The organism is Xanthobacter pseudotagetidis (assembly GCF_043194795.2).
In the GTDB taxonomy this organism is placed as follows: Bacteria; Pseudomonadota; Alphaproteobacteria; order Rhizobiales; family Xanthobacteraceae; genus Xanthobacter; species Xanthobacter tagetidis_A.
On sequence record NZ_CM195534.1, the window covers coordinates 151,869 to 168,028 of the forward strand.

Annotated in this window: 12 protein-coding genes; 9 read left to right on the forward strand and 3 right to left on the reverse strand. The window is 72.7% G+C overall.

Features of this window, described 5'->3' with window-relative positions:
• Nucleotides 1-224 precede the first annotated feature (224 nt).
• The 9 genes from V5F67_RS00735 (at nucleotide 225) to hypF (ending at nucleotide 13,249) form a co-directional block, all read left to right on the forward strand.
• The gene (locus V5F67_RS00735) at nucleotides 225-1,037 is read left to right on the forward strand and encodes an amino acid kinase family protein (RefSeq protein WP_394020735.1); all 813 of its coding nucleotides are present in this window, start codon (nucleotides 225-227) and stop codon (nucleotides 1,035-1,037) included.
• 10 nt (nucleotides 1,038-1,047) lie between these two features.
• Nucleotides 1,048-1,878 (forward strand): amino acid kinase family protein, encoded by an 831-nt coding sequence (locus V5F67_RS00740; protein WP_394020723.1) that lies wholly within the window; start codon nucleotides 1,048-1,050, stop codon nucleotides 1,876-1,878.
• A 251-nt stretch (nucleotides 1,879-2,129) separates the two neighbouring features.
• Entirely contained in the window at nucleotides 2,130-3,344 is a 1,215-nt protein-coding gene (locus tag V5F67_RS00745; protein WP_394020722.1) for an aminotransferase class I/II-fold pyridoxal phosphate-dependent enzyme, read from the forward strand.
• 44 nt (nucleotides 3,345-3,388) lie between these two features.
• Nucleotides 3,389-5,908, forward strand: a complete 2,520-nt coding sequence (locus tag V5F67_RS00750; protein WP_394020734.1) for a DNA translocase FtsK — start codon at nucleotides 3,389-3,391, stop codon at nucleotides 5,906-5,908.
• Between the two features lie 147 nt (nucleotides 5,909-6,055).
• Nucleotides 6,056-6,838: an outer-membrane lipoprotein carrier protein LolA gene (locus tag V5F67_RS00755; RefSeq protein WP_394020721.1), complete on the forward strand. Its 783-nt coding sequence runs from the start codon at nucleotides 6,056-6,058 to the stop codon at nucleotides 6,836-6,838.
• 232 nt (nucleotides 6,839-7,070) lie between these two features.
• Nucleotides 7,071-8,456 (forward strand): sensor histidine kinase, encoded by a 1,386-nt coding sequence (locus V5F67_RS00760; RefSeq protein ID WP_394020720.1) that lies wholly within the window; start codon nucleotides 7,071-7,073, stop codon nucleotides 8,454-8,456.
• A complete protein-coding gene (locus tag V5F67_RS00765; RefSeq protein WP_394020719.1) occupies nucleotides 8,453-9,466 on the forward strand; it encodes an NADH-quinone oxidoreductase subunit B family protein in 1,014 nt (337 codons plus the stop codon). The genes V5F67_RS00760 and V5F67_RS00765 overlap by 4 nt, the downstream gene beginning before the upstream one ends.
• Nucleotides 9,463-10,920, forward strand: coding sequence for a nickel-dependent hydrogenase large subunit (locus V5F67_RS00770; RefSeq protein ID WP_394020718.1), 1,458 nt, complete (start codon nucleotides 9,463-9,465; stop codon nucleotides 10,918-10,920). Before V5F67_RS00765 ends, V5F67_RS00770 begins: the two co-directional genes overlap by 4 nt.
• Nucleotides 10,921-10,930: 10 nt before the next feature.
• Nucleotides 10,931-13,249 (forward strand): carbamoyltransferase HypF, encoded by a 2,319-nt coding sequence (gene hypF / locus V5F67_RS00775; protein WP_394020717.1) that lies wholly within the window; start codon nucleotides 10,931-10,933, stop codon nucleotides 13,247-13,249.
• 3 nt (nucleotides 13,250-13,252) lie between these two features.
• On the opposite strand, the gene V5F67_RS00780 is transcribed toward hypF, so the two are convergent.
• The 3 genes from V5F67_RS00780 to V5F67_RS00790 form a co-directional block, all read right to left on the reverse strand.
• Complete coding sequence (locus V5F67_RS00780; protein ID WP_394020716.1) at nucleotides 13,253-14,173, reverse strand: sugar kinase; 921 nt, start codon at nucleotides 14,171-14,173, stop codon at nucleotides 13,253-13,255.
• Nucleotides 14,174-14,284: 111 nt separating this feature from the next.
• Complete coding sequence (locus tag V5F67_RS00785; protein WP_394020715.1) at nucleotides 14,285-14,836, reverse strand: lysozyme inhibitor LprI family protein; 552 nt, start codon at nucleotides 14,834-14,836, stop codon at nucleotides 14,285-14,287.
• A 2-nt stretch (nucleotides 14,837-14,838) separates the two neighbouring features.
• Complete coding sequence (locus V5F67_RS00790; protein WP_394020714.1) at nucleotides 14,839-16,023, reverse strand: pyridoxal phosphate-dependent aminotransferase; 1,185 nt, start codon at nucleotides 16,021-16,023, stop codon at nucleotides 14,839-14,841.
• Nucleotides 16,024-16,160 lie beyond the last annotated feature (137 nt).

Sequence of the window (16,160 nt, forward strand, 5' to 3'; positions counted from 1 at the left end):
CGGACATAGCCAACATTTCAGCGCAAGTCCGCTCCAGGTGCGGCCCTGCCACCTTGTATCTGCTTTGATACAGGATAAGGCTTAAGGCCAAGCGCACGCTCGCCACCGCAGCCCGCCGGCAAGGCTGGCCGGCCGGGGGGACCGGGCGCCGACCGGTTCGGTCGCGCCGTGCCGCCCTCCGCGGGCGCGCGGCGGCCGCGATATTGGCAATGAAAGGCAAGACCATGGCCCACACGACGGCGGAGCTGGACACGCTGCTCATGCAGCGTTCGCTGACCGACCCCGAGCTTCTGGCCGCAGCGGACGCGGCGGCGGATTTCCGCATCCTCCCCGACGCCACGGTGATCAAGATCGGCGGCCAGAGCGTCATCGACCGCGGCCGCGCGGCGGTCTACCCGCTGGTTGACGAGATCGTCGCCGCCCGCAAGGCGCACAAGCTGCTGATTGGCACCGGCGCCGGCACCCGTGCGCGCCACCTCTATTCCATCGCCGCCGAGCTCAACCTGCCGGCCGGCGTCCTCTCGCAGCTCGGCGCCTCGGTGGCGGACCAGAACGCCGCCATGCTCGGCCAGCTGCTGGCGAAGCACGGCATCTCCATGGTGGACGGCGCCGGGCTCTCGGCCGTGCCGCTCTATCTCGCCGAGGTGAATGCCGTGGTGTTCAGCGGCATGCCGCCCTACGGCCTGTGGACCCGTCCCGCCGCCGAGGGCGTGATCCCGCCCTACCGCACCGACGCGGGCTGCTTCCTGCTGGCGGAGCAGTTCGGCTGCAAGGCCATGGTCTATGTGAAGGACGAGGACGGCCTCTACAGCGCCAACCCGAAGACCGCCAAGGACGCCACCTTCATCCCCAAGATCTCGGTCGACGAGATGCTGGCGCGCGGGCTCGCCGATTCCATCCTCGAATTCCCCATGCTCGACCTGCTCAAGAAGGCGCGCCACGTGCGGCAGGTGCAGGTGGTGAACGGGCTCAAGCCCGGAAACCTCACCCGCGCGCTCGCCGGCGAGCACGTGGGCACCATCATCACCGCGAGCTGAGGACCCGACCATGCCCGAGATTTCCAGCATCAAGCACGTGGCCTCGCCGCTCGCGAGCCAGACCCTGCTCGACGGCCAGCTCACCCGCCCCGTGGCCGGCGTGAAGCCGATCCGCCTCCTGCCCTGGCTCCAGGTGGTGAAGATCGGCGGCCGCTCCATCATGGACCGGGGGCCGCAGGCGATCCTTCCCATGGTGGAGGAGATCCGCAAGCTGCTGCCCGAGCACCGCCTGCTGATCCTCACCGGCGCCGGCGTGCGCGCCCGGCACCTGTACAGCGTCGGCCTCGACCTCGGCCTGCCGGTGGGCTCGCTCGCCCCGCTCGCCGCCAACGAGGCTGGCCAGAACGGCCATATCCTGGCGGCGATGCTGGCGCCGGAGGGCGTCTCATACGTGGAGCACCCGACCATCGCCAACCAGCTGGCGATCCATCTCACCGCCGCCCGCGCGGTGGTCGGCAGTGCCTTCCCGCCCTACCACCACCACGAGTTCCCGGGCTCGCGCATCCCGATCCACCGGGCCGACACCGGCGCCTTCCTGGTGGCCGACGCGCTGGGGGCCGCCGGGCTCACCATCGTCGAGGACGTGGACGGGGTCTACAGCGCCGATCCCAACGGCGAAGGCGGCGACAAGGCGACGTTCCTGCCGGAGGTCTCCGCGGCCGAGCTCGCCGCCAAGGACGGCACGCTGCCCTTCGACCGAGCGCTGGTCGAGGTGATGGCGACCGCCCGCCACATCGAGCGGGTGCAGGTGGTGAACGGCCTCGTGCCCGGCCGCCTCACGGCCGCGCTCCGGGGCGAGCACGTGGGCACCCTCGTCCACACCGGCGCCCGCCGGAACTGACGCGGCGCCAGCCGGACGGGCGCGCCTCCGGCGGTCGCGCAACGCCGACCGGCCGGACGGGCGTTCGGATGTCGTCTCCTCAACGCGGCCGGCCGCTTTCGCGGCGCGCGGGAAATCGCGCGCCGCGCAGGCCTGGCGAGAAGCCGCCGCGCGCGTCCGGTTAGCCGCGCCTTAACCGTCCCGCGCCATGATGCCGCCTTGAGAAAGTGTCGTCCCGAAGCCTGGGACAGGCATGAGCGAGGCCGAAGACCTTGTCCGATTCCGTGCCGCCGGCGCTCCCTGTGGAGGATCGCCGCTCCCCGTTCGTCCGCCTCGCCGAGCTCCTGGCTCCGGTCACGCCCGGCCGCGCGCCGCTGAGCGCCGCCGTGGGCGAGCCGCAGCATGCCATGCCGCCGTTCGTCGGCGCCGTGCTGGCGCGTTCGCTCGCCGGCTTCGGCCGCTATCCGCGCGCCGAGGGCACGAAGGCGTTCCGGGACGCCGCCGCCGCCTGGCTCGGCCACCGCTACGCCCTCGCCCGCCCGGTGGACGCCGAACGCGAGGTGCTGGTGCTGAACGGCTCGCGCGAAGGCCTGTTCTCCGCCGCCATCGCCGCCCGGCGCCTTTCCGACGCGCGCCGCGACCATGGCGGCCGGCGCCCGGCGATGCTGCTGCCGAACCCGTTCTACGCCGCCTATGCGGCCGGCGCCGAGGCGGCCGGCTGCGAGGCGGTGATCGTGCCCACCACCAGGGACAGCGGCTGGCTGCCCGACCTTTCGGCGCTGACGCCGGAGCTGATGGCGCGCACGGTCGCCGTGTTCCTGGCCTCGCCCGCCAACCCGCAGGGCGCGCTCGCTTCGCCCGCCTATCTCGCCGAGCTGCTGCGGCTGTGCCGCGCCCATGGCGCCTATCTGTTCGCCGACGAATGCTATTCGGAGATCTACCTCGGCGCCGAGAAGCCGGCCGGCATCCTGGAAGTGGCGGGCGCCGACTTCACCGGCGCCCTCGCGTTCAACTCGCTGTCCAAGCGCTCCTCGCTGCCGGGCCTGCGCTGCGGCTTCGTCGCCGGCGACGCGGACTTCCTGAAGGCCTTCCTCGCCTTCCGCTGGGTGGCCGCGCCCCAGGTACCCGAGCCGCTCCAGGACGTGGGCGTCGCCGCCCTTTCAGACGAGGCGCACGTCGACGCCTCGCGCGACCTCTACAAGGCCAAGTTCGACCTCGCCGACCGCATGCTGGCCGGCCGCTTCGGCTATGAGCGGCCCGGCGGCGGCTTCTTCCTGTGGCTCGACGTCGCCGCGGCCGGCGGCGGCGAGGCGGCGGCGCTGAAGCTCTGGCGCGACCAGGGCCTGCGCGTGGTTCCCGGCGGCTACCTCGCCCGGCGCGACCTCGCCGGGCACAATCCCTGCGACGCCTATATCCGCGTCGCGCTCGTGCAAGACCTCGCCGCCTGCGAGGAGGTGCTCGCCCGCCTCCTCGCAGGCCTCGCCTGAAGGAGAGGAGCCCCATGGCCCGCCGCCCCGCCGCCGACGCCGTGATGCATTCGCGCCTGGAGGGTCGCGCCGATCCGCTCCACGTGCCGCAGCTCGGCTTCATCCCGGACGGGCTGAAGCAGGCCGTGCGCCGCCGCAGCCGGGAGATCATCGGCGCGGCGCTGCTCGCCGCCGGGATGCTGGCCATGGCGGCCCTGGTCACGTGGTCGGCCAGCGACCCGAGCCTCTCCAACGCCACCGGCGGGACGGTGAGGAACCTGCTGGGCCGGCCGGGCGCCGTGGTGGCCGACATGCTGATGCAGCTGTTCGGCCTCGCCTGCCTCGCCATCGTCGCGCCGCTGCTGGTGTGGGGCTGGCGCATGCTGACCCACCGTCCGTTCAGCCGGGCGCGCCTGCGCCTCGTTGCCTGGACCGCGGGCGTGATCGGCCTGACCGCTTTCCTGTCCGGCCTGCCGCGGCTCGGCGCCTGGCCGACGCCGGCCGGCCTCGGCGGGGTGATCGGCGACCTGTTCCCGCGCGCCGCCGCCGTGATGCGCGGCGGCTGGGGCGAGCCCATGGACGGCGTCCTGATCGCCATCGCCGGCCTTGCCTTGGCGCTCGGCGGCCTGTTCTTCGCCCTGAGCGGGGGACGGCGCACGCCGCTCGCCGCCAATGGCGCGCACGACGAGGAGGAGGATGGCGACGACGGCACCTCGATCTCGCTCGGCGCCATCACCCATACCTTCCTGTCCCTGAAGGCGCGCCTGTTCCCCGGCCGCCGCCTGCCGCGCATCGCCATGGGCGGGGTGCGCGCCTTCGCCCGGGAGATGTTCGCCTCCGAGCGCCCGGCGGCCGACACGAGGAGCCGAATGGAGCCGAGTCTGGCCGGCCGGCGCGCCGCCGCGCCGCCGGCGCAGGACGAGGCCGACGACGACATGGACTATGATGCGCCGCCGCCGCGCTCGGCCGTGCCGGACTTCGATCCGCCGCGTCCGGCGCCGGCCCGCGCCGGCGAACGCCGGCCCGCGGGACCGCCCGCGCGCGATCCGCCCAAGGGCCGCCGCGGCGGCTACCAGCACCCGGCCCTCGACCTCCTGGCGGCGCCGCCGCCCGCCAAGGCACCCGCCATGAGCCCGGAGGCGCTCAAGGAGACCGCCAACCTGCTCGAAGGCACGCTCCAGGACTTCGGCGTGCGCGGCGAGATCGGCCAGGTGCGCCCCGGACCGGTGGTGACGCTCTACGAACTGGAGCCGGCGCCGGGCATCAAGTCGTCCCGCGTCATCGGCCTCGCCGACGACATCGCCCGCTCCATGAGCGCGGTCTCCGCCCGCGTCGCCGTGGTGCCGGGCCGCAACGCGATCGGCATCGAGCTGCCCAATTCCAAGCGCGAGAAGGTGCTGCTGCGCGAACTGCTCGCCACCCGCGACTTCGGCGACAGCGGCCACAAGCTCGCCATCGCCCTCGGCAAGACCATCGGCGGCGAGCCGGTGATCGTCGACCTCGCCCGCATGCCCCACCTGCTGGTGGCCGGCACCACCGGCTCGGGCAAGTCGGTGGCCATCAACACCATGATCCTGTCGCTGCTCTACCGGCTGAAGCCCGAGCAGTGCCGCCTCATCATGGTGGACCCGAAGATGCTGGAGCTGTCCGTCTATGACGGCATCCCCCATCTCCTCGCCCCGGTCGTCACCGACCCCAAGAAGGCGGTGGTGGCGCTCAAGTGGGCGGTCAAGGAGATGGAGGACCGCTACAAGAAGATGTCGAAGCTCGGCGTGCGCAACATCGACGGCTTCAACGCCCGCGTGCGCGAATCCCTGGAGAAGGGCGAGACCGTGTCCCGCACGGTCCAGACCGGCTTCGACCACGAGACCGGGGAGGCCATCTACGAGAGCGAGGAGATGGACCTTTCGCCTTTGCCCTACATCGTCGTCATCGTCGACGAGATGGCCGACCTCATGCTGGTGGCGGGCAAGGACATCGAGGGCGCGATCCAGCGCCTCGCCCAGATGGCGCGCGCCGCCGGCATCCACCTGGTAATGGCGACCCAGCGCCCGTCGGTGGACGTCATCACCGGCACCATCAAGGCCAATTTCCCCACCCGCATCTCGTTCCAGGTGACGAGCAAGATCGACAGCCGCACCATCCTCGGCGAGCAGGGCGCCGAGCAGCTGCTCGGCCAGGGCGACATGCTCTACATGGCCGGCGGCGGCCGCATCGCCCGCGTCCACGGCCCCTTCGTCGCCGACGAGGAGGTGGAGAGCGTGGTCAAGCACCTGAAGTCCCAGGGCGTGCCCGACTATGTGGAGGCGGTCACCGCCGACATGGATGAGGAAAGCGGGGACGAGGACGGCGCGGTGTTCGACAAGGGATCGTTCGGGGAGGAGGGGCAGGACCTCTATTCCCAGGCGGTCCAGGTGGTGCTGCGCGACAAGAAGTGCTCCACCTCCTACATCCAGCGCCGGCTCCAGATCGGCTACAACCGCGCCGCCTCGCTGGTGGAGCGGATGGAGAAGGAAGGCGTCGTCGGCGCCCCCAACCATGCCGGCAAGCGGGAGATCCTGTTGAGCGACGAGGCGGCGGAATAGCCCATCCCGGTGCTCCGGCGGCTCCGGAGCACCGCGAAATGGCGCTTGCATCGCCTTCCGGCGGGCCACAGGATCGCCACAGGCCGCAGTTACGGGGAATTGGCCGGCCCTCGACGGCCGCGCCCATCCGTGTCAGAGACATCGATCATGCTGCTTCGCACCCTTTCTCCGCTCGCCTTCGCCTTCGGGCTGGCGGCCGGCTCCGTCGCCATGGCGCAGGGCCTGCTGCCTCCGGGGGACGTGACGCGCGGCCAGGGGGCGACGCAGGCTCAGGCGCCCCAGGGTGGCGCGCAGCCGCCCGCCGCGGCGCCGCTGCCGCCCAAGAAGCCGGCCCCGCCGGCGCCCCAGGCCGCCGGTCCGCGGCCGCTGCCCCCCGCCCCGTCACCGGACGGACGCGCCCAGCGTGCCACGGTCGACCGGGTGAACGCCTATTACAACTCGATCCAGTCGCTCACCGGCACCTTCACCCAGGTGGACCCGGACGGCAGCCGCCGAACCGGGGACTTCTACATGCAGAAGCCGGGCCGGGTGCGCTTCGAGTACGACGCGCCGAGCCCGATCGAGTTGATCGCCAACGGCCAGTCGGTGGCGGTGCGCGACCGCAAGCTCAATACCCAGGACATCACGCCGCTGGACCAGACACCGCTGCGTTTCCTGCTCGCCGAGCGCATCGACCTCGCCAACGACCCCCACGTGACCGGCATCTACCAGGACGACCACTTCGTCTCGGTGGCGATCGAGGAGAAGGTGCCCATGATCGGCACCTATCGCCTGCTGATCCTGTTCGACGCCAAGGACTACACGCTCAAGCAGTGGATCGTCACCGATCCGCAGGGCTACGACACCCAGGTGTCGCTCGCGAACCTCAAGCCCAACGGCCGCCCGGATCCGAAGCTGTTCGTGATCAACTTCGAGCGCATGCTTCAGTAGGCAAGGCGGGACGGCTTCATCGCCCTGTGCCGGTCAGGCAAGGTCCTCATTCATCATGAGGCAGAACGCTCCCGTCCCGGCGCGCCCTGGCTCCCCTCTCCGCAACGGGGAGTAAGGCGCTACCCTGGGCATGGGCGGAAGAACGCCGCCGCGCACCGACACCCGCACCCCATTGGACGCCATCCCGCCGCTCGCATAGCATGAGCCCCCCGCAACGGCCGTGGGAACCGCCATGCCCGCCTCCAAGGGCGAGGACCTGCTGAAGGACAGCCCGGGCGCCGGCCTCGCGCCGCTCGGCGGGGACGGCGTGCCGCTCGTGCCGGGCGCCGAGGCGGATCAGGCGTGGATCGCCGTCATCCGCAAGATGGACGAGACCTACGCCGAGCTGGTGACCCAGCAGGTGGAGCTGGAGGCCAAGAACGCGGCGCTGGAGGAGGTCCAGGGCTTCATCGCCGGGCTTCTGGGCGCCATGACCGACCTTCTGATCGCCTGCGACCTGTCCGGGCGCGTCGAGCAGGTGAACCACGCCGCCGAGCGCGCCTTCGGGCTGAAAGCCGAGGCGCTGATCGGCCGCCCGCTCGCCGACCTCATCGACCCCTCCTCCCGCGCCACCGCCCAGGACGTGCTCGCCACCATGGCGAGCCGGCGCCGCATCGTCGACAGCGAGTTCACCTTCGCGACCCCGGACGGCCCGGAGCAGGTGGCGGTGAATGGGGCGCTGCGCTTCGACCCGCGCGGGCGCGCCGTGGGCATCGTTCTGGTGGGCCGCCCGCTCGGCGAGCTGCGCCGCGCCTATTCCGACCTTGCCGCCGCCCACGAGCACCTCAAGCACACCCAGCAGCAGCTGGTGCATGCGGAGAAGATGGCCTCGCTCGGCCGCCTCGTGGCCGGCGTCGCCCACGAGCTGAACAACCCGATCTCCTTCGTCTACGGCAACGCCCACGCCTTGAAGCGCTATGCCGACCGGCTGGTGGCCTATCTCGACCAGGTGCATGACGGCGCCGATGCGGCCGCGCTCAAGGCGGCGCGGGAGGAACTGCGCATCGACCGCGCCCGCGCCGACCTCGCCCCGACCCTCGCCGGCATGCTGGAGGGCGCCGAGCGGGTGCGCGACATCGTCGCCGACCTGCGGCGCTTCTCCTCCGACCGGCGCGAGGCGCCGAGCGTGTTCGACCTTGCCGCCGTGGTGCGGGCGGCGGTGGACTGGGTGGCGAAGTCGCAGATGCCGGACCTCGCCATCGCCATGGACCTGCCCGAGCCGTTCGAGGCCATCGGGCACCCCGGCCATATCCATCAGGTGATGATGAACCTGGTGCAGAACGCCGTCGACGCCATGGAAAGCCGGCCCGAGGCGCGACTGGAGATCGCCGGCGCCATGGCCGGCGGCACGGCGCGCGTCAGCGTGCGCGACACCGGGCCGGGCATTCCGGCCGACGTGATCAGTCGCATCTTCGATCCCTTCTTCACCACCAAGCCGGTGGGCAAGGGCACCGGCCTCGGCCTGTCCATCTGCTACCGCATCGTCGCCGAGCACCAGGGCGCGCTCGACGCGGAAAACCATCCCGCAGGCGGGGCGATCATGACGCTCACCCTGCCGGCGCCGGAGGCGCGCCGATGACCCGGCCCGCTCCCTTCACCGTGCTCTGGCTGCAATCCGGCGGCTGCGGCGGCTGCACCATGTCGCTGCTCTGCGCCGAGGCGCCGGACCTTGCGGCGACGCTCGACAGCGCCAACATCCGCTTCCTCTGGCACCCGACCCTGTCCGAGGAGACCGGCACCGAGGCCACCGCTTTGTTCGAGGCGGTGCTGGCGGGCGAGATCGCGCTCGATGCCCTGTGCGTGGAAGGCGCGCTGCTGCGCGGGCCGAACGGCACCGGGCGCTTCCACGTGCTCGCCGGCACCGGCATCCCTACCATCGACTGGGCGCGGCGGCTCGCGGGCGTCGCGCGCCACGTGGTGGCGGTGGGCACCTGCGCGGCCTATGGCGGGGTGACGGCGGCGGGCGTGAACCCCACCGACGCCTGCGGCCTCCAGTTCGACGGGCGCCGGCGCGGGGGCGCGCTGGGCGAGGCGTTCCGCTCCCGCTCGGGCCTGCCGGTCATCAACGTCGCCGGCTGCCCCACCCATCCCAACTGGATCACCGAGACGCTGATGCTGCTCGCCGCCGGCCTCCTCGGCTCGGCCGATCTCGACGTCTACGGCCGGCCGCGCTTCTACGCCGATCACCTGGTGCACCACGGCTGCCCGCGCAACGAATACTACGAATACAAGGCGAGCGCGGAGAAGCTCTCCGATCTCGGCTGCATGATGGAGCATCTGGGCTGCCTCGGCACCCAGGCCCATGCCGACTGCAACACGCGGCTGTGGAACGGCGAGGGCTCCTGCACCCGCGGGGGCTATTCCTGCATCAACTGCACCGCACCCGAGTTCGAGGAGCCGGGCCACGCCTTCCTGGAGACGCCGAAGATCGGCGGCATTCCCGTGGGCCTGCCCACCGACATGCCGAAGGCCTGGTTCATCGCCTTGTCCTCCCTCGCCAAGGCGGCGACGCCGGAGCGCCTGCGGCGCAACGCCACCGCCGACCACGTGCTGACGCCGCCCGCGGTCAAGGACATCCGGCGGCGATGAGCGCGGATGCCCGGCGCCTGGTGGTCGGCCCCTTCAACCGCGTGGAAGGCGACCTGGAGGTGCGCCTTGAGGTGGCGGACGGTGAGGTGCGCGCGGCCTTCGTCTCCTCGCCTCTGTTCCGCGGCTTCGAGCGCATCCTGGAAGGCCGCGACCCGCGCGACGCGCTGGTGATCGCGCCGCGCATCTGCGGCATCTGCTCGGTGTCGCAGTCGCACGCGGCGGCGCTGGCGCTGGCCGGGCTCGAGGGCATCGCGCCGACGCCGAACGGGCGCATCGCCACCAACCTCATCCTCGCCGCCGAGAACGTCGCCGACCACATCACCCATTTCCACGTCTTCTTCATGCCGGATTTCGCCCGCGCCGTGTACGCGGACCGGCCCTGGTTCGCCGAGGCCGAGCGGCGCTTCAAGGCGGCGCAGGGCGCGCGCGTGCGCGCCGCCATCGCCACCCGCGCGACCCTGCTCCACGTGCTGGGCCTGCTCGCCGGACGCTGGCCGCACACCCTGGCGCTCCAGGCCGGCGGGGTGACGCGCTCCGCCGACCAGCGCGACAAGATGCGGCTCCTGGCGACGCTCGCCGCCGTCCGCGCCGACCTGGAAGACCGCCTCTATGGCGCGCGCCTGGAGGACGTGGCGGCGCTCGACAGCGCGGCGACGCTGGAGGCGTGGCGCCGGACGGGGCCACAGAGCGACCTCAGGCTGTTCCTCGACATCGCCGACGACCTGGAGCTCCCAAGCCTCGGCCGCGCCTATGACCGCTTCCTCTCTTATGGCGCCTATCCGCAGGAGGCGGGCCGCCTCTATGCCGGCGGCACCTTCGCGGACGGCCGCGACGGCGCGCTCGATCCCGCCGCCATCACCGAGGACCACGCCTTCGCCCGCATGGAGGGACGCGACGCGCCGCACGCCCCGTTCGAGGGCTCCACCCTGCCCGACGGCCTGGACGAGGAAGGCTACACCTGGTGCAAGGCGCCGCGCCTTGCGGGAAGGGCGTTCGAGACCGGCGCCTTCGCCCGGCAGGTGGTGGCGGGTCATCCGCTGATGCGGGACCTCGCGGCGCGCGAGGGCGCCAATGTGAGGAGCCGCGTTGTCGGCCGCCTCGTCGAGGCCGCGCGCACCCTGATCGCCATGGAAGAGTGGGTGCGGCAGCTGGAGCCCGCCGCGCCCTGGTGCGCCCAGGGCGCGCTGCCCCAGGAGGGCCGCGCGTTCGGGCTGACGGAGGCGGCGCGCGGCGCGCTCGGCCATTGGGTGGTGGTGGAGAAGGGCCGCATCGCCCGCTACCAGATCATCGCCCCCACCACCTGGAACTTCTCCCCCCGCGACCGCGCCGGGGTGCCGGGGCCGCTGGAGGCGGCGCTGGAGGGCGCGCCGGTGCGCCAGGGCGAGACCACGCCGGTGAGCGTGCAGCACATCGTGCGCTCGTTCGACCCGTGCATGGTCTGCACGGTGCACTAGGCGCCGGGGCATGGAGCGCGCCGAGGAGATCGTCGTCCGGGGCATCGTCCAGGGGGTGGGCTTCCGCCCCTTCGTGCACCGCCTCGCCCTGCGTCACGGCCTGCGCGGCAGCGTGCGCAACGAAGGCGGCCTGGTGGCGATCCATGTCGGCGGGAGCGCCGACGCGCTGGACGCCTTCGCCCGCGTGCTGGTGGCGGAGGCGCCGCCGCTCGCCCGCATCGCCGAGCTGAAGCGACGGGAGGCGCCGCCGCCCGAGGGCGCGGGCTTCGCGATCGCGGAGAGCGGCGAAGGCGAGGTCTCGGTGGGCATCGTGCCCGATGTCGCCACCTGCCCCGCCTGCCTTGCCGAGATCGCCGACCCGGCGGCGCGACGATATCGCTACGCCTTCACCAACTGCACCGATTGCGGGCCGCGCTTCTCCATCGTCGCCTGCCTGCCCTACGACCGGCCGTCGACCACCATGGCCGGCTTTTCCATGTGCCCGGCCTGCCGCGCCGAATATGACGACCCCGCCGACAGGCGCTTCCATGCCCAGCCCATCGCCTGCCCCGCCTGCGGGCCGCGCCTGTGGCTGGAGCGGGAGGGAACCGTCCTGCCCTGCGCCGATCCGGTGACGGAAGCGGCACGGCTGCTGGGCGAAGGTGCGATCCTGGCGGTGAAGGGCATCGGCGGCTTCCACCTCGCCTGCGACGCCACCAACGCCGCCGCCGTGGCCAGGCTGCGCGCCCGCAAGCACCGCCCCGCCAAGCCGCTGGCGGTGATGGCGGACCTCGCGACCGCCGAGACCCTGTGCGGGCTCGACGATGCGGCCCGCGCGGCGCTGGTCCATCCCTCCGCGCCCATCGTGCTCCTGCCCCTGCGGCCCGGCGCCCGTCTGGCTGCGGGCGTGGCCCCGGGGCAGCGGCATCTCGGGCTGATGCTGCCCTATGCGCCGCTGCACCATCTCCTGCTGGCCGAGGCGGGCCGGCCGCTGGTGATGACCTCCGGCAACCGCTCCTCCGAGCCCCAGGCGTTCCGCGACGACGAGGCGCGCGCGGGCCTTGCCGGCATCGCCGACGCCTTCCTGATGCACGACCGGCCGATCGTCCGGCGCCTCGACGACAGCGTCGCGCGCATCGCCGCCGGGCGGGCGCGGGTGATGCGGCGTGGACGCGGCCGCGCGCCGCTGCCGATGACCCTGCCGGAGGATTTCGAGGGCGCGCCGGCGGTCCTCGCCATGGGGGCGGAGGTGAAGAGCGCCTTCTGCCTCACGCGCGGGCGCAATGCCCTGCTCTCGCACCATCTGGGCGACCTCGACGAGCCGGCCACCGCCGACGCCTTCGCCAAGGCCCACGCCGACTACGCCGCCATCTTCCGCCACACGCCCGAGGCGGTGGCGGTGGACCTCCACCCCGGCTCCCGGGCGAGCCGCGACGGCGCGGCGCTGGCGCGGGAGAAGGGGCTGCCCCTCGTCGCCGTCCAGCACCACCACGCCCACATCGCCGCCGTGCTGGCGGAGGCCGGCTGGCGGCGCGACCAGGGCGCGGTGATCGGCGTCGCCCTCGACGGGCTCGGCCTCGGGACGGACGGAACCATCTGGGGCGCCGAGATCCTCGCCTGCGACTACCGCGCCATGACCCGCCTCGCCCGGCTCGCGCCGATCCCGCTCGCCGGCGGCGATGCGGCGGCGCGCGAGCCGTTCCGGGTGCTGCTCGCCCATCTGGACGCGGCGCTCGGGCGCGCGGCGGTGGACGCCCATCCGGGCCTCGCGGCGCTCTTCTCCGGCAAGCCGGTGGCGACGCTCCGGGCGATGATGGACAAGGGACTGAACGCGCCGCCCGCGTCGTCGGCAGGCCGGCTGTTCGACGCCATGGCCTGCCTCGTCGGCCGCGCGCCGGATCGCCTCTCCCATGAAGGCGAGGCGGCCATGGGGCTGGAGGCCGCGGCCTTCGGGCATCGGGCGGCGCCCTATCCCTTCGAGATCCGGACGACGGAGGGGCCCGACGGCGCCGCCCTTCAGGAGCTGAACCCCGGCCCGCTCTGGCGCGCGGCGCTGGCCGACCTCGCGGCCGGGCGCGCATCCGGAGAGATCGCGGCGGCCTTCCACGAAGGCGTCGCCACCGCCTTCGCGGACGCCGCCGCGGACCTCGCGCAGGCGCGCGGCCTTCCCGCCGTCGCGCTCTCGGGCGGGGTGATGCAGAACGCCATTCTCCTGGAGGCGATGCAGCGCCGGCTCGCCGCCCGCGGCCTCGCCGTCCTCCTGTCCGCCGAGGCGCCCGCCAATGACGGCGGCCTCGCGCTCGGCCAGGCGGCGGTGGCCGCCGCCCGGCTCATGGCCGGCGACGGCTAAGGCTCAGTGGTGGGTGCCGCTCGCGGCCGCGCGCGGGATGATGGCGCCGCGATGCATGATCACCTCGCCCGCGAGGCGGTGCCCGGCCTGCGCGGCGTCCTCGGGGGATGCGCCTGCGAGGCGCGCCGCGAGGTAGCCGGCATTGAAGCTGTCGCCGGCGCCGGTGGTGTCCACCGGGCTCACCACATGCTCCACCGGCACCTCGAAGGTGCGCCCCTCCGCATGGACCAGCGCGCCGCCGGCGCCGTTCTTCACCACCACCTCGGCGACGCCGTAGGTGGTGATGCGCTCGATGGTGGCGGCGGGCGAGGCGTCGCCCCATAGCGCCACCTCGTCCTCGAAGGTGGGCAGCGCCACCGAGGCGCGCTTCAGCGCCTCGGCGAACACGGTGCGCGCCCGGCCGAGATCGCCGGCCCAGCCGCGCGGACGGAAATTGCCGTCGAACACGCGAAGCCCCCCGGCCTCCCCCACCATCTCCAGGGTGGCTAGGAAGCGGCCGAGGCCGACATTCGAGTAAAGTGAAAGCGTGATGCCGGAGAAATAGACCGCTTTGGCCTCCACCATCTGCCCGGCGATGGCCTGCCAGCCGTCCAGCTCGAACAGCACGCGGGCGGGCGCGTTGTCGCGCCAGTAATGGAAGCTGCGCTCGCCCTGCGCGTCGGTGGTGATGAGGTAGAGCCCCGGATTGCGCCCGCGCACCTGGAGCACGGTGCCCGTATCCACCCCTTCCGCGTGGGCGAGGTCGAGGATGCCGGCGGAGAATGCGTCGTCGCCGAGCGCGGTGGCATAGGCGACCTCGGTGCCGGCGCGGGCGAGATAGACCGCGGTGTTGAACGTGTCGCCGCCGAAGGCGAGGCCGAAGCGGCCGTCGGAGCCGCGGGCGAGCTCCACCATCACCTCGCCCACGCAGATCACCTTGGACACGCGCCCCTCCGCTTGGCTGCCGCGCCGCCGCGTCCGGCCACGCGTTCCGCCGGACCGCGCACGCCGGTCTGCTCGCCCTGTAGCATATTCGCGCGCCAGGGTCCGCCGCGCTCAGTCCACCGGCGGGCTCATGGGGAACACCCACGCGCCGGGCCGCGCCTGAGGGCCCTTCGGCCCTTCGGGGGCGGCCGGCAGCGGGTCGCCGTAGCGGGCGCGCAGTTCGCGCGCGCGGCGGGTGTTGGCCTCGATCAGGCACAGGGTGCGCTGCTCGAAATTGCCGATGCCGCGCTTGCCCTCGAACGGAGCGACGCTCTGGCAGTCGAAATTGCGGAAGATCAGGAAGCGCGACTGCGCCTCGTCCAGCAGGTTCTTCCAGCGGGACCGCTGGACCGCCACCAGGTCGGCGCGCGATTCGATCACGGCGATGGCATTGCCCACCTCCGCCTCCAGCGCCGCCTCCGAGGTGCGCTGGGCGTCGTAAAGGCAGCGGTTGTAGTCGCGCGGCGCCACCTGGTCGCGCGGGCAGATGGAGAGGCCGGTCCAGTAGTCCGGCGTCAGCGCCCCCGGCTTCTGCTCCGGAGCCGCGTGCCCCGGGGATGCAAGCCCGAGCAGCGCAAGCAGCAGCGCGCGGCGCGCCAGAAGGCCGGGCCGCGCCGCCGCCACCCTCAGGCGACCTTGCGGCGCGTGAGGAAGTCACCCATGCGGCCGAGCGCGGCGACGATGTTCTCCCGCGAGGTGGCGTAGGACAGGCGCAGATAGCCCTCCCCGTATACCCCGAAGTCCGGCCCGCCGATCACCGCGACGCCCGCATCCTCCAGCAGCGCCGAGGCCAGCTGCTTGGCCGAGCCCCAGCCGGTGCGGGAGACGTTCGGGAAGGCGTAGAAGGCGCCCTTCGGCGTCGCGCAGGAGACGCCCGGCAGGTCGTTGAGCCCGTCCACGACGATGCGGCGGCGGGCGTCGAACTCGGCCAGCATGCCGGTCACCGCGTCCTGCGGCCCCTCCAGCGCGGCGATGCCGGCATACTGGGTGGCGGCGTTGACGCAGCTCCAGGCGTTGACCGCGAGCTTCCTCACCTTGTCATAGAGGTCCTTGGGCCACACCGAATAGCCGAGCCGCCAGCCGGTCATGGCGTAGGTCTTCGACCAGCCGTTGAGCAGGATCAGCCGGTCGCGGATCTCGGGGTAGGCGAGCAGGGTCTGGTGCTGCTCGCCGTCGAACAGGAACTGGTCGTAGATCTCGTCCGACATCACCGCCACGTGCGGGTGCGCGGCGAGACCCGCCACCAGCTTGTCGATCTCGGCCTTGGGCGTCACGCCGCCGGTGGGGTTGGCGGGCGAGTTGAGGATCAGGAGGCGCGTTGCCGGAGTGATGAGGGCGAGCGTCTCCTCGGCAGAGAAGGCGAAGCCGTTCTGCTCGCGGATCGGCACCGGAACGGGCGTCGCCCCCATGTGCTCGATCATGGAGCGGTAGATGGGAAAGCCGGGGTCGGGATAGAGGATCTCCGCTCCCGGTTCGCCGAACAGGCGGATGGCGGCATACATCGTCACCTTGCCGCCGGGCACGATCATCACGAGGTCCGGGCTCACCTCCACGCCGTGGCGCCGGTGGAGGTCGCGGGCCACCGCCTCGCGCAGCGGTTGGACACCGACCGAGGGCGTGTAGCCGTGCTGGCCGTCCCGGAGCGCCTTGACCGCCGCTTCCACGATGTGGTCGGGGGTGCGGAAATCGGGCTGGCCGATGCCGAGATTGAGGATGCTCCGCCCCTCGGCGGCGAGCGCGGTGGCCCGCGCCAGCACGGCGAACGCGTTCTCCTCGCCGATGCGGTCGAAGGCGGGGTTGGTGGCGAGCATGGCGTCTTCTCCCTCGCGGCGGCGCGTTGGCGCGCCTGCCCGGACATGCGGCCTGCTCCCGGCCGGGGAGCCGCGCCTGTTTCGATAGCATCAACAAGGCACACACGCATCCCGCCTGACGGGAAGCAGAGGCGCTG